15 protein-coding genes are annotated in these 12,941 nt (G+C 51.4%); 9 read left to right on the forward strand and 6 right to left on the reverse strand.

The window, feature by feature from the left end; translation table 11 throughout:
- Positions 1-30: 30 nt before the first annotated feature.
- Positions 31-1,008 (reverse strand): elongation factor P--(R)-beta-lysine ligase, encoded by a 978-nt coding sequence (gene epmA, locus ABLV66_RS23305; protein ID WP_015368646.1) that lies wholly within the window; start codon positions 1,006-1,008, stop codon positions 31-33.
- A 277-nt stretch (positions 1,009-1,285) separates the two neighbouring features.
- Here epmA and frdA point away from each other — a divergent pair, with 277 nt between their 5' ends.
- From frdA to ABLV66_RS23330, 5 genes are all read left to right on the forward strand, one after another.
- A complete protein-coding gene (gene frdA, locus ABLV66_RS23310; RefSeq protein ID WP_032713498.1) occupies positions 1,286-3,076 on the forward strand; it encodes a fumarate reductase (quinol) flavoprotein subunit in 1,791 nt (596 codons plus the stop codon).
- On the forward strand, positions 3,069-3,803 hold the full coding sequence (gene frdB / locus ABLV66_RS23315) for a fumarate reductase iron-sulfur protein (RefSeq protein WP_045362546.1): 735 nt from the start codon (positions 3,069-3,071) through the stop codon (positions 3,801-3,803). The genes frdA and frdB overlap by 8 nt, the downstream gene beginning before the upstream one ends.
- A 10-nt stretch (positions 3,804-3,813) precedes the next feature.
- Complete coding sequence (gene frdC / locus ABLV66_RS23320) at positions 3,814-4,209, forward strand: fumarate reductase subunit FrdC (RefSeq protein WP_045396402.1); 396 nt, start codon at positions 3,814-3,816, stop codon at positions 4,207-4,209.
- A 10-nt stretch (positions 4,210-4,219) separates the two neighbouring features.
- Positions 4,220-4,579, forward strand: coding sequence for a fumarate reductase subunit FrdD (gene frdD, locus ABLV66_RS23325; RefSeq protein ID WP_015368650.1), 360 nt, complete (start codon positions 4,220-4,222; stop codon positions 4,577-4,579).
- A gap of 113 nt (positions 4,580-4,692) precedes the next feature.
- On the forward strand, positions 4,693-5,223 hold the full coding sequence (locus tag ABLV66_RS23330; protein WP_049061219.1) for a lipocalin family protein: 531 nt from the start codon (positions 4,693-4,695) through the stop codon (positions 5,221-5,223).
- Here ABLV66_RS23330 and sugE read toward each other — a convergent pair.
- The 4 genes from sugE to efp all read right to left on the reverse strand — a co-directional run bounded on the left by sugE (position 5,220) and on the right by efp (position 6,736).
- Positions 5,220-5,537, reverse strand: coding sequence for a quaternary ammonium compound efflux SMR transporter SugE (sugE, locus tag ABLV66_RS23335; protein WP_045380130.1), 318 nt, complete (start codon positions 5,535-5,537; stop codon positions 5,220-5,222). The genes ABLV66_RS23330 and sugE overlap by 4 nt on opposite strands.
- A gap of 138 nt (positions 5,538-5,675) precedes the next feature.
- Complete coding sequence (gene ecnB, locus ABLV66_RS23340) at positions 5,676-5,822, reverse strand: lipoprotein toxin entericidin B (protein WP_015368653.1); 147 nt, start codon at positions 5,820-5,822, stop codon at positions 5,676-5,678.
- Between the two features lie 151 nt (positions 5,823-5,973).
- Positions 5,974-6,105: an entericidin A/B family lipoprotein gene (locus ABLV66_RS23345; RefSeq protein ID WP_047066041.1), complete on the reverse strand. Its 132-nt coding sequence runs from the start codon at positions 6,103-6,105 to the stop codon at positions 5,974-5,976.
- Between the two features lie 64 nt (positions 6,106-6,169).
- Positions 6,170-6,736, reverse strand: coding sequence for an elongation factor P (gene efp / locus ABLV66_RS23350; protein ID WP_003855940.1), 567 nt, complete (start codon positions 6,734-6,736; stop codon positions 6,170-6,172).
- A gap of 42 nt (positions 6,737-6,778) precedes the next feature.
- Between efp and epmB the strand changes: the two genes are divergently transcribed.
- Positions 6,779-7,810 (forward strand): EF-P beta-lysylation protein EpmB, encoded by a 1,032-nt coding sequence (gene epmB / locus ABLV66_RS23355; protein WP_045396412.1) that lies wholly within the window; start codon positions 6,779-6,781, stop codon positions 7,808-7,810.
- 164 nt (positions 7,811-7,974) lie between these two features.
- Here the strand turns inward: epmB and ABLV66_RS23360 are convergent, their stop codons facing one another.
- Positions 7,975-8,532, reverse strand: coding sequence for a winged helix-turn-helix domain-containing protein (locus tag ABLV66_RS23360; RefSeq protein WP_045396416.1), 558 nt, complete (start codon positions 8,530-8,532; stop codon positions 7,975-7,977).
- A gap of 499 nt (positions 8,533-9,031) precedes the next feature.
- Between ABLV66_RS23360 and ABLV66_RS23365 the strand changes: the two genes are divergently transcribed.
- The 3 genes from ABLV66_RS23365 to ABLV66_RS23375 are packed head-to-tail and all read left to right on the forward strand — an operon-like array spanning position 9,032 to position 12,918.
- Positions 9,032-9,595: a fimbrial protein gene (locus tag ABLV66_RS23365; RefSeq protein WP_045396419.1), complete on the forward strand. Its 564-nt coding sequence runs from the start codon at positions 9,032-9,034 to the stop codon at positions 9,593-9,595.
- Between the two features lie 57 nt (positions 9,596-9,652).
- Positions 9,653-10,339 carry a fimbrial biogenesis chaperone gene (locus tag ABLV66_RS23370; protein ID WP_047078496.1) on the forward strand — a complete coding sequence of 229 codons (687 nt, stop codon included), beginning with the start codon at positions 9,653-9,655 and terminating at the stop codon, positions 10,337-10,339.
- Positions 10,340-10,374: 35 nt separating this feature from the next.
- Positions 10,375-12,918 carry a fimbria/pilus outer membrane usher protein gene (locus tag ABLV66_RS23375; protein ID WP_047078497.1) on the forward strand — a complete coding sequence of 848 codons (2,544 nt, stop codon included), beginning with the start codon at positions 10,375-10,377 and terminating at the stop codon, positions 12,916-12,918.
- The last annotated feature ends 23 nt before the right edge of the window (positions 12,919-12,941 follow it).

A 12,941-nucleotide genomic window follows, 5' to 3' on the forward strand; every position in this document is an offset into this window, starting at 1 on the left:
CCTCTCCTCATGAAAGGGAAGCGCAGTTAATCAGGCGCGATCGACGGTGAACGAGATCACTTCGCCGATGGTCTCTACCCCCAGTGCCAGCATCACCAGGCGGTCTACGCCCAGCGCGACGCCGGAACAATCCGGCAGGCCGGCTTCCAGCGCGGCCAACAGGTTATAGTCGATGGGCTGCTCCGGCAGGCCGCGGGCCGCACGTTTGCGGTTGTCCTGCTCAAAACGCTGCTGTTGTTCGCGCGCGTCGGTTAGTTCATGGAAACCGTTCGCCAGCTCCATCCCCTTGTAGTAGACCTCAAAGCGCTCGGCGACGCGGTGATCTTCGGTGCTGATCTGCGCCAACGAAGCCTGGCTTGCCGGGAAGTGATAGACGAAAGTCGGACGTTCTTTACCGATGTGCGGCTCTACGCCCATGGCGAACAGCAGCTGCAGCAGCGTATCGCGATCTTCTTCCGTATCAGCGATATTACTGAGATCGAGTTTTGCCGCCACTTCACGCAGCTGGGTTTTGTCCGCCGACAGCGGATCGATCTCCAGATAACGCTGAAAGGCCTGTTGATAAGAGAGGCTTTCCGCAGGTTGGCACTCGAGCACCTGCTGCAGTAAATCGTCAACTTCGTTAATCAGACGATACATGTCGTAGCACGGACGGTACCACTCCAGCATGGTGAACTCTGGATTGTGGTGACGGCCCATCTCTTCATTGCGAAAGCTTCGGCACAGCTGAAATACCGGCCCGCATCCGGCGGCCAGCAGCCGCTTCATGTGGTATTCCGGGCTGGTCATCAGATACAGATTCAGACCCTGAGAGTGGCCGGGGCCGACGAAACGGGTTTCAAACGGGAACATGTGGATATCGGTCACCGTTGCCTGACTCATACAAGGCGTTTCCACCTCCAGCACGCCGCGGTCGGTAAAGAAACGGCGAATTTCCGCCATTACAGCCGCACGTTTTAACAGATTTGGAATGGATGCGCTCGGCTGCCAGGTTGCCGTCTCGCTCATGGTACTTTTCTCCGATTTCATACAAGGGCACGAAGTCTACTCGCAACCGTCGAGTGAAACAAATTTTGTGCAATCCGGCGGCGATATTACATCCTGATAATTTATTGCTAACTTAATTGCATAAATAAAATTGATAAATCAGCGCACGGATTGATAAAAAAATCGAACGCGTCAATTTTCCCCAACATCCCTATGGCTATACTCATTTACCTATAAAGGAGCAGTGATACTTTTTCGCCAGCCCGGCGGCGAAATACACAAAAACTGGAGGAATGTCGTGCAAACTTTTCAAGCCGATCTTGTCGTCATTGGCGCAGGCGGAGCAGGTCTTCGCGCAGCCATCGCCGCTGCGCAGGCTAATCCAAAAGCCAAAATCGCACTGATTTCAAAAGTCTATCCAATGCGTAGCCATACCGTCGCCGCCGAAGGCGGTTCTGCGGCGGTCGCGCAGGATCACGATAGCTTTGAATACCATTTTCACGACACCGTCGCCGGCGGCGACTGGCTCTGTGAACAGGATGTCGTAGACTATTTCGTACACCACTGCCCCACGGAAATGACCCAGCTTGAGCTATGGGGCTGCCCGTGGAGCCGCCGTCCGGACGGCAGCGTCAACGTTCGCCGCTTCGGCGGGATGAAAATCGAACGTACATGGTTCGCCGCCGATAAAACCGGCTTCCATATGCTGCATACCCTTTTCCAGACTTCCCTCCAGTTCCCGCAAATTCAACGTTTCGACGAGCACTTCGTGCTGGATATTCTGGTCGATGACGGCCAGGCCCGCGGCCTGGTGGCAATGAATATGATGGAAGGCACGCTGGTGCAAATTCGCGCCAATGCGGTCGTCATGGCTACCGGCGGCGCTGGCCGCGTCTATCGCTATAACACCAACGGCGGCATCGTCACCGGCGATGGCATGGGCATGGCGCTGGGCCACGGCGTCCCGCTGCGCGACATGGAGTTCGTCCAGTATCACCCAACCGGCCTGCCGGGCTCGGGGATCTTGATGACCGAAGGCTGCCGCGGCGAAGGCGGTATTCTGGTGAATAAGAACGGCTATCGCTACCTGCAGGATTACGGCATGGGGCCGGAAACGCCGCTTGGCGAGCCGAAAAACAAATACATGGAACTCGGCCCGCGCGATAAAGTTTCTCAAGCCTTCTGGCACGAGTGGCGCAAAGGCAACACCATTCCGACGCCGCGCGGCGACGTGGTTTATCTCGACCTGCGTCATCTCGGCGAGAAGAAACTGCTTGAACGCCTACCGTTCATCTGCGAACTGGCGAAAGCCTATGTTGGCGTCGATCCGGTGAAAGAGCCCATTCCGGTGCGCCCGACCGCCCACTACACGATGGGCGGCATCGAAACTGACCAACAGTGCGAAACCCGCATCAAGGGCCTGTTCGCCGTCGGAGAATGTTCCTCCGTCGGTCTCCATGGCGCCAACCGTCTGGGATCCAACTCGCTCGCCGAGCTGGTGGTCTTTGGCCGCCTTGCCGGTGAGCAAGCCATGCAGCGCGCAATGGCCGCGGGCGAAGCTAACAACGCGGCGCTGGATGCGCAGGTCAACGACGTTGAAAACCGTCTTAAAGATCTCGTTAACCAGCAGGGCAATGAAAACTGGGCCAAAATCCGCGATGAAATGGGTATGTCGATGGAAGAAGGCTGCGGTATCTATCGCACGCCGGAGCTGATGCAGAAAACCATCGATAAGCTGGCCGAGCTGCAGGAGCGCTTTAAGCGCGTGCGTATCACCGACACCTCCAGCGTGTTTAATACCGACCTGCTCTACACCATTGAGCTGGGCCATGGTCTCAACGTCGCCGAATGTATGGCGCACTCCGCTATCGCGCGTAAAGAGTCACGCGGCGCCCACCAGCGCCTCGATGAAGGCTGCACTGAACGCGACGACGTCAATTTCCTCAAGCATACGCTCGCCTTCCGTGAGGCCGACGGCAGCACGCGCCTGGAGTATGGCGATGTGAAGATTACCACTCTGCCGCCTGCTAAACGCGTCTATGGCGCCGAAGCGGAAGCCGCTGAGAAGAAGGAGACGACCCATGGCTGAGATGAACAAATTGAAAGTTGAAGTGGTGCGCTACAACCCGGAAGTCGACACCGCGCCGCACAGCGCTTTCTATGAAGTCCCCTACGACGAACAAACCTCGCTGCTCGACGCGCTGGGCTATATCAAAGATAACCTCGCGCCGGATTTAAGCTACCGCTGGTCGTGCCGCATGGCGATCTGCGGCTCCTGCGGCATGATGGTCAACAAGGTGCCCAAACTGGCCTGTAAAACCTTCCTGCGCGATTATACCAAAGGGTTGAAGGTCGAAGCGCTGGCCAACTTCCCGATTGAGCGCGATCTGGTGGTCGATATGACCCACTTTATCGAAAGCCTGGAAGCGATTAAGCCTTATATCATCGGAAATAACCGCACGCCGGATCAGGGGCCAAATAAACAAACTCCGGCGCAGATGGCGAAATACCATCAGTTCTCCGGCTGCATCAACTGCGGTCTGTGCTATGCCGCCTGTCCGCAGTTTGGTCTGAACCCGGAGTTCATTGGCCCGGCGGCGATCACCCTCGCCCATCGTTACAACGAAGACAGCCGCGACCACGGCAAAAAGGAACGTATGGCGCAGCTCAACGGCCAGAACGGCGTGTGGAGCTGTACGTTTGTCGGCTTCTGCTCCGAAGTTTGTCCGAAGCATGTCGACCCGGCGGCCGCCATTCAGCAGGGTAAGGTAGAAAGTTCGAAAGACTTCCTGATCGCCACCCTGAAACCACGCTAAGGAGTGCACTATGACGACTAAACGCAAACCCTACGTGCGGCCCATGACCTCCACCTGGTGGAAGAAGCTGCCGTTTTATCGCTTCTATATGCTGCGTGAAGGGACGGCGGTGCCGACGGTCTGGTTCAGCATCGTGCTGATTTACGGCTTGTTCGCCCTCAAGCACGGCGCCGAAAGCTGGGATGGCTATGTGGCCTTCCTGCAAAACCCGATTGTGGTGATCCTCAACCTGATCACCCTCGCAGCCGCGCTGCTGCACACCAAAACCTGGTTTGAGCTGGCGCCGAAAGCCGCCAACATCATTGTTAAAGGCGAGAAAATGGGGCCTGAGCCGCTGATTAAAGGGCTGTGGGCGGTTACGGCGCTGGTTAGCATCGTGATCCTGTTTGTCGCGTTGTTCTGGTAAGGAGGCTGATATGATTAATCCCAATCCAAAACGTTCCGATGAACCGGTGTTCTGGGGGCTATTTGGCGCAGGCGGTATGTGGGGGGCGATTATCGCGCCGGTGATGGTGCTGCTGGTCGGCATTCTACTGCCGCTGGGGCTCGCGCCTGGCGATGCTTTCAGCTACGAACGCGTTTACGCCTTCGCCCATAGCTTCATCGGTCGCCTCTTTATCTTCCTGATGATTGTTCTGCCGCTGTGGTGCGGCCTGCACCGTATCCACCATGCGATGCATGACCTGAAAATCCACGTGCCGAACGGCAAATGGGTCTTCTATGGCCTGGCGGCGATTTTAACCGTCGTCACCCTGGTCGGCGTGTTATTTATCTGATGCAACATCTCGCCCGGTAGCAATCTGTTACCGGGCTCGCTTATCGACAAAATCACCCTACTTTTTTCCTGCCGCTATCTACACTTAGAGAAAAAGCGGTAAGGAAAATACCTATGCGTCTGCTGCCAGTGTTAACCGTGGTTATCGCGTCATTGCTGAGCGTTGCGTGCAGCAATCCCGTTCCTCCCGCTGGCGTGACCGTCGTCAGCCCATTTGAAAGCCAACGCTTCCTCGGCACCTGGTATGAAATCGCCCGCTTCGATCATCATTTCGAAAGCGGGCTGGAAAAGGTTACGGCGACTTACAGCCTGCGCGGCGATGGCGGCATTGATGTGGTCAATAAAGGTTATAACCCTGACCGCGGCATCTGGCAGAAAACAGACGGCGTTGCCTGGTTCACCGGCAATCCCAACCGCGCGGCGCTGAAGGTCTCTTTCTTCGGCCCCTTCTATGGCGGCTACAACGTCATTGCGCTGGATAAAGAGTACCGCCATGCGCTGGTTTGCGGGCCGGATCGTGATTACCTGTGGCTACTGGCGCGCACGCCGAAGATTTCGCCGCAGGTGAAACAGCAGATGCTGGATATCGCCACCCGACAGGGCTTCGACGTAAGCAAACTGATTTGGGTTAATCAGCGCTATTAATGCGCGCTCATTTTCAGCCCGATAATGCCGATCACAATACAGGCCAGGCTCGCGATACGCATCGGGCTTGCGGATTCGCCCAGCAGCACAATGCCGGTTATCGCTGCGCCAACGGCGCCGATCCCGGTCCACACCGCATAAGCGGTACCCACCGGCAGTGATTTCATCGCCCACGATAGCAGCGCCATACTGACGACCATAGCAGCAATAGTAATCACGCTTGGCAGCAGACGGCTAAATCCATGGGTATATTTGAGGCCGACGGCCCACACGACTTCCAGCAAACCGGCGATAAAGAGAATGATCCAGGACATAAGGCTCCAGTAATGGGGCCGTCCCCGAATGAGATACGCTCACGGGTCGTCCCGCAAGGTGGTTGAAAACGCCGGGATTATAAACAACGGCGCCGTGAATGTGAAGACCGGTACGGCGCAAGGCCGTACCAGTAATGTTTAATTCTGAGCTTTGGTCGCCGCGCCAGAGATAGCGCTGCCGCCGTCAGAGATGTCTTCACCGATACCACGCGTGGTGTTACATGCGGTGAGCACAGAGGAAAGGACCAAAACAGTAAAGAACGCCGCAATCGTTTTTTTCACCATAATATCATCCTTATAAACAGTTTTTGTTTTCTTGCTCTATAAGCATAGCCAAACTGATTCAGAATGAAGGGATAGTCGCGTTTTTTAAGAGAAAAAGAGGTTCAGGGTGAACTGAGCAAAATGAATTGCAGGGAAGGCAGATGAAATGAGACTAGCTAACGGCGTGAGAAATCGCGTGCCCCAGCCCCTGGATATCCTCGCCAATACCGCGGGCGGTATTGCATCCAGTAAGCAGCGCGCCGCTGAGCAGCAGCAAGGCAAGAAGTTTGAGCATCTGGTTCATGTTAGTTCTGGCGCGAAACTGAAGGCGCAGCAGCAAGGCTGCGCCCACCGTCTCAAAGCATGAATTACTTCACGCGAGATACGTATTCGCCGGAGCGGGTATCTACTTTGATGACTTCGCCAATCTGAACGAACAGCGGAACTTTAACCACAGCGCCAGTGGACAGAGTCGCCGGCTTGCCGCCAGTACCTGCGGTGTCGCCTTTCAGACCCGGATCGGTTTCAACGATTTCCAGTTCAACGAAGTTAGGCGGGGTCACAGCGATAGGCTGACCGTTCCACAGGGTTACGATGCACTCAGCCTGATCCAGCAGCCATTTAGCATTGTCGCCGATAGCTTTAGCATCAGCAGACAGCTGTTCGAAGGTTTCGTTGTTCATGAAGTGCCAGAACTCACCGTCGTTGTACAGGTAAGTCAGGTTCATATCGACAACGTCCGCGCCTTCTGCAGAGTCGGTGGACTTGAAAGTTTTTTCTACACGGGTGCCGGTCAGCAGGCGACGCAGCTTAACGCGTGCGAATGCCTGACCTTTACCTGGTTTAACGAATTCGCTGGCTTCAACCGCATACGGTTCGCCATCCATCATGATTTTAAGACCAGCACGAAAATCGTTGCTATAGTAAGTCGCCATAAGGCCCTCTGAAATTGTTTAACTTGGTAGCTAAGCCACAAAATGGCGCATATTGTAACCCTAAATACCCCATCCAGAGAAGATTGGATCACGCAACTTGCCGATGTTGTGACCAGTCCCGATGAACTATTGCATCTTTTAGATCTGGAAACAGATGCAAACCTATTGGCGGGACGTGATGCGAAGCGTCTCTTCGCGCTGCGCGTGCCGCGCGCGTTTATTGCACGAATGGAGAAAGGAAATCCCCACGATCCTCTTCTTCGTCAGGTACTTACCGCGCAAGAAGAGTTTATTGCCGCTCCTGGTTTTTCCACCGATCCGCTGGAAGAGCAACACAGCGTGGTGCCCGGCCTACTGCATAAATATAGCAACCGGGCGCTATTGCTGGTGAAAGGCGGCTGCGCGGTCAACTGCCGCTACTGCTTCCGCCGTCACTTCCCCTATGCCGAGAACCAGGGTAATAAACGCAACTGGCAGGCGGCGCTGGAGTACATTGCCGCCAATCCGCAATTAGATGAGATTATTTTCTCCGGCGGCGATCCGTTGATGGCGAAAGACCACGAACTGGAGTGGCTGCTGACGCAACTGGAAGCTATCCCGCATATTAAACGGTTACGCATCCATAGCCGCTTGCCGATTGTCATTCCGGCGCGGATCACCGAAGGGCTGACGGCTCGCTTTAGCGCCTCCTCGCTGCAGATATTGTTAGTTAACCATATCAATCATGCCAACGAGATCGGCCCGGAATTCCGGGCGGCAATGGCGCTGCTACGGCAAGCGCGCGTGACGCTGCTCAACCAAAGCGTCCTGCTGCGCGGTGTTAACGACAATGCACAAACCCTGGCGAATCTCAGTAATGCGCTGTTCGATGCCGGGGTAATGCCCTACTACCTGCACGTGCTCGATAAAGTCCAGGGCGCGGCTCATTTCATGGTAGAAGACGAGGAGGCTCGTGCCATCATGCGTGAGCTATTAACGCTGGTATCCGGATATATGGTGCCAAGATTGGCACGTGAAATAGGCGGCGAACCGAGTAAAACGCCGCTGGATTTAGGTTTAAAGCAACAAAACTAAGTTTTTCTGCCGGCCCTGTCCGGCAGATACCTAAATGACAAATGCGTTTTCCTGGCAAATAATAGATATAAAATTTTTCACCAGCGTTATCCAGAAGGCAGTGTTTGCTTAACATTTATAATTATATATACGCGTATCTATTAAATGATGCGCTAATAAGACATCTAAAAAAGCAGTGAAAGTATATTGGTTGCAACCATAACAATAAACATCACCACAATCCATCTGGGTAATTTAAATGCTGTCCCTCTGCGACTTTCGATTCGATTATCACTTACAGTATCTATAACTTCGTACCTTTCACTCTCCTCGCACTCTCTATCACTTACAGGATCCTCTACATTCGCCGATGGACTCGCTTTCACCTCTTCCGCTTTGGTCACTGGTGTGATCACTGCATCCGTAGCAAGGATAAATCCGCGTTGTCTGACGGTAATAATGATATCCTGAGATAATCCAGCCTTTACCAGTGATTTTCTGAGCAATGATATATTTTGGTAAAAGGTGTTTTGCGCAACTATTACACCCCTTGTTTTCCAGACTGTTTCCAGAAATTCCTCACGTGAAATGATCCTTCCATTACTTTCTATTAGCAACAATAAACAACGAGCGGTCGGCCCATTTAAGTTAACGGTAGTGCCATTTTCATTAACAGTTCGCAACTCACTCATATTCACATCAAAAATAACTTCATCGTTAATGATGAATTCACTAAATGCCATAATGTCTTCCCTTTTTCATTAGCTATGTGAAATAAACATGAAATTAATGAAATTCCATCTTTAATGTTGAGCGAATAGCCTTGAACAGGCCTGCTATTAGATGGCTTCACATATCAATCATTGAGTCTCGATTTTGCATCCAGGATAAGACTAACATGATATTTAAACTGAATGGAAGCCAGAGACACCGCACAACATTCATCGAATCAACGCTATCACTTATAGTTCAAATAAAAATGTGAATCGTTCCTTGAACATTAAAAAATTTATTCAATTAAAATTCACATGCATTTTCCCTAACGGCGAATTAGATTCCTCAGTGCTCCCGTCTTAAGCTAAATGCAGGCCACCATCTGCTTATTAGCCTAAGGGACAACAAGGAGTACAGAGATGGGATAGTGTAGTTCTTGGGCAATTATCGGATAATTAGACAAACCAATAATTAGCAATTAGAGCGATATCTATTTCAAGGATTACGTATTTATACATGGACAAATAAATGAAAAAAACAATCGTAGCTGTTATGGTTGCTGCATCTGCAGTTCTGAGCGCTCAGGCAATGGCAGCTAACACTGCTGAAGTGACCGTTCTGGGTGAAGTCAATGACTCCTCCTCTTCTTGCGTAGTCACCCCGACAGGTACTCTGAACAACGGCATCGTTCGTCTGACTTCTGTTACCACCAGCGAAGCGAACGCGCAGGCTGCAAACACCCTTTTCAAAAGCCAGAAGTTTGGTTTTGATGTTTCTGATTGCGCCAAAGGCAGCAGCGATCCGGCAACTGGCCTGACTGTTGCTGTTACTGGTACAACCAGCAGCGATGCGGCCATTCTGGACAACACCGCTGACGACGGCGCAGCTGGTATCGGTATCGGTATCGCGAAAGTAAGCGACGGTTCTCGTGTTAAGTTCGATGGTTCCAGCACCATGTCTGAAACCTACACTGATGGTTCCGTCACTTCCCTGAACTACTATGCTGGTTATGTGAAAGTAAATGCCACAACTGCTGTAACCGAAGGTCCAGTTAAAGGCGTTGCAACCTTTACTATCGATTACACCATCTAATTCTATTTTAAAGGGCTCGCCGTCTGGCGAGCCCTTTTTTCCGTTTAGAGAAATGCTATGTTAAGCACCTTATTTAAACTTCTCATTCCCTTTTTTTTATTGATTAGCGGTTTTGCACATGCCGGTATCGTTATTGAGTCAACTCGCTATCTCTACAAAGAGGGTGCCCGCGAAATCACCGCCCAGATAGAGAACAAAGACGGTATTCCTTACTTAATTAAGTCCTGGATTGAGACCCCAAAAGGGCAAACACCATCTTTCACGGCTACTCCGCCGCTATTCCGACTTGAAGCAAAACAGCAAAATACCGTGCGTTTGTTTTCAACCAATAATGTCACAGCGCCAACCGATCGTGAATCTGTATTTTATTTCAACGTTATGGCTATCCCGCCCGCTGATGAGACCAACGCCAAAAACAATACGATTCAGCTGGCTGTTCGCCACCGTATGCGTCTGGTGTATCGGCCAAAATCGCTGTTTGATATGAAACCGAATGAGGAAGCGGCAAAACTCCAATGGAGTAAATCAGGCAATAAATTGTTCATTAAAAACCCGACACCTTTCTTCTATTACTTCAACACAATAAAAATTGGCAGTGCCGAAATAAAAAATGAAGTAAACACGGTCCCACCGATGGAAACAAAAGAAGTAACGTTAAAGGGAAATATAAACGCATCAAGCGTGACATGGAAAATAGTTAATGATTATGGTGGGGCTGGATCGCTCTATTCATCACCGTTGTAATTGGGAACTTTTATTAACGTTATAGGGATGTGTTTATGCAAAATAAAAATAAAGAGCTATTCAAACTATCAACGCTCTGCATCACTTTGTTGCCAGCGTTTTTTTGTGGTTTGGATAACAAAGCGCAAGCACGTGATTTCTTCGATCCCTCATTCATCAATTCATTGAATGGTAGCGATCCTTCAAACGCCCCAGATTTATCTATTTTTGAAGCCAGGAACGCTCAGGCACCCGGGGATTATCGGGTGGATATTGTCTTCAATGGCCAATATCTGGATACCCGTACCATCAAGTTTGTTATTGATAGTCATACTACCGACAAGAGTGATGATATCAAATTAGCCCCCTGTTTCACTCTTAAAGACCTGGCGGAATATGGTGTCAGAGTGAAATCCTTCCCAGCGCTGAAAGAAGATGCCAATAACTGCGTTAATCTAACAGCAATACCGGATACAAAAGCGGATTTCGATTTTACTGCACAACGGTTAAATATCTCTATACCACAGGCAGCATTATCCACCGTCGTGCAAGGCTTTATTCCGGAAGATCAATTTGATGAAGGTATTAACGCGCTGTTAATGAATTACCAGTTCAGCGGCTCGAATGATTTCGAATCAGAAGATGAATACTATAGCCTTAACCTCCAGTCCGGTTTAAATCTTGGTCCATGGCGTATCCGAAATTTGAGCACATGGAATAAAACGAAAGGTGAATCCAGCAACTGGGAATCAGCTTACCTGTACATGCAGCGCAGCATTCGCCCTCTTAATAGTAATCTGGTAATGGGTGAAAGCTCCTCGCTTTCCAGTATCTTTGATAGCGTGCCGTTTACCGGGATTCAAATGGCAACGGATACTTCCATGCTGCCGGAGAGCCTTCGCGGCTATGCGCCAATTATCCGTGGGATTGCAAAAACCAACGCCAGGGTGATCGTTAAACAGAATGGCTACCAGGTATATCAGACCTACGTCGCGCCCGGCGCCTTTGAAATCACCGATATGTACCCAAGCGGCGGTAGCGGCGATCTGTACGTTACGGTAGAAGAATCGGATGGCTCAAAGCAAGAATTCATCGTGCCGTTCGCCACGCTGCCGGTGATGGTACGCGAAGGCCAGCTGCAATATGAAATCACTTCAGGTAAATATCGTCCATATGATGACGGTGTCCATGAAACGCCATTCACCCAAGCAACGATAAGCTACGGTGTATCCAGTAGCCTGACGGCCTACGGCGGGATGCAAATGGCCTCACATTATCAGGCATTGTCATCCGGTCTCGGCTATAACCTCGGCGATTTCGGCGCCGCGTCAGCGGATGTCACCCAGGCCTGGTCAAAAATGCAGGATCGGGAAAAGACTTCGGGACAGTCCTGGCGAATCCGCTACGGTAAAAACATCCTTGATACCGGAACCAACATTACCATCGCTGGCTACCGGTACTCTACTGAGGGATTTAACACTTTATCCGAGGTGCTGGATAGCTATGCTAATGACGGTAGCTATACCACCCGTTCATTACGCAATCGAACCAACCTGACACTCAACCAAAGCCTGGGTAAAGGGCTCGGAAGCCTCTCTATTAGTGGTCTGGTAGAGGATTATTGGGATGATAAACGCACCAATAAATCTATCAGCGTTGGCTATAACGGTGGGTTTAAAAACGTGAACTTCTACCTGGGTTATAGCTATAGCCGCTACACCTGGGGCGGCAATAGCTCTAATAAAGATGCCCAGGACGATCAGCGTATAACCCTGACCGTTACCCTACCGATCAGCAACTGGCTTCCTGGCACCTATACCAGCTACCAGCTCACAAATAGCAATCCAGGCTCAACGGATCAATCGGTTGCAATCGGCGGCGTCGGACTGGAAAACGATAGTCTGGACTGGAGTATTCAGCAAGGATACAGCAACCGCGAATATTACAGCGGCGACATGCGCGCCACTTATAACAGTTCTCAAGGAAGTGTTAACGCCGGTTATAGCTACGATCGCGATAGCCAACGTATTGATTATGGTGCCAACGGCAGTATTGTCGCGCACGCCGACGGCATCACTTTAGGTCAGGACATTACCGATGCAGCCGTACTGGTTAAGGCTCCAGGGCTGGATGACGTCAAACTGAGCACCGATAACACCATTTCAACCGACTATCGCGGCTATGCCATTGTGCCTTATGTTACCCCTTATCGTCGCACCGATATCACACTCGACACCGCCACGCTTGGCGATGATATGGAACTACCGGAAACAACGCAAACCGTGGTGCCGACTCGCGGCGCTATCGTGCGGGCCAACTACGACGGCAAGATTGGGCAGCGCGCCTTTATTCACCTGAAAACTGTCAGCGGCAATGATGTTCCTTATGGCGCTATGGTCTTACTGGCTGGTGATACGAAAAGCCAGGCCAGTATCGTCAGCGATGCCGGGATGGTCTATATGTCCGGGCTGCAACCAACCGGAACGCTCAACGTGCAGTGGGGAAAAAGTTCTAACCAACAATGTAACGCTCCATTCACGCTGCCACCGCGGGAAGGCAAAACCGCTGGTTTAAGTCAGGTTGAAGCGGTTTGCCGCTAATCATCATTTAAGGACAGATATTG

Origin of the sequence: Klebsiella sp. CN_Kp073, from assembly GCF_040065495.2 — a bacterium.
GTDB lineage: Bacteria > Pseudomonadota > Gammaproteobacteria > Enterobacterales > Enterobacteriaceae > Klebsiella > Klebsiella aerogenes.

Excerpts from the sequence above, each read along its gene's own strand:
- epmA (WP_015368646.1), bottom strand. The coding sequence starts at position 1,008 with ATGAGCGAGACGGCAACCTGGCAGCCGAGCGCATCCATTCCAAATCTG.
- frdB (WP_045362546.1), top strand. The coding sequence starts at position 3,069 with ATGGCTGAGATGAACAAATTGAAAGTTGAAGTGGTGCGCTACAACCCG.
- frdC (WP_045396402.1), top strand. The coding sequence starts at position 3,814 with ATGACGACTAAACGCAAACCCTACGTGCGGCCCATGACCTCCACCTGG.
- frdD (WP_015368650.1), top strand. The coding sequence starts at position 4,220 with ATGATTAATCCCAATCCAAAACGTTCCGATGAACCGGTGTTCTGGGGG.
- ABLV66_RS23330 (WP_049061219.1), top strand. The coding sequence starts at position 4,693 with ATGCGTCTGCTGCCAGTGTTAACCGTGGTTATCGCGTCATTGCTGAGC.
- sugE (WP_045380130.1), bottom strand. The coding sequence starts at position 5,537 with ATGTCCTGGATCATTCTCTTTATCGCCGGTTTGCTGGAAGTCGTGTGG.
- ecnB (WP_015368653.1), bottom strand. The coding sequence starts at position 5,822 with ATGGTGAAAAAAACGATTGCGGCGTTCTTTACTGTTTTGGTCCTTTCC.
- ABLV66_RS23345 (WP_047066041.1), bottom strand. The coding sequence starts at position 6,105 with ATGAACCAGATGCTCAAACTTCTTGCCTTGCTGCTGCTCAGCGGCGCG.
- efp (WP_003855940.1), bottom strand. The coding sequence starts at position 6,736 with ATGGCGACTTACTATAGCAACGATTTTCGTGCTGGTCTTAAAATCATG.
- epmB (WP_045396412.1), top strand. The coding sequence starts at position 6,779 with ATGGCGCATATTGTAACCCTAAATACCCCATCCAGAGAAGATTGGATC.
- ABLV66_RS23360 (WP_045396416.1), bottom strand. The coding sequence starts at position 8,532 with ATGGCATTTAGTGAATTCATCATTAACGATGAAGTTATTTTTGATGTG.
- ABLV66_RS23365 (WP_045396419.1), top strand. The coding sequence starts at position 9,032 with ATGAAAAAAACAATCGTAGCTGTTATGGTTGCTGCATCTGCAGTTCTG.
- ABLV66_RS23370 (WP_047078496.1), top strand. The coding sequence starts at position 9,653 with ATGTTAAGCACCTTATTTAAACTTCTCATTCCCTTTTTTTTATTGATT.
- ABLV66_RS23375 (WP_047078497.1), top strand. The coding sequence starts at position 10,375 with ATGCAAAATAAAAATAAAGAGCTATTCAAACTATCAACGCTCTGCATC.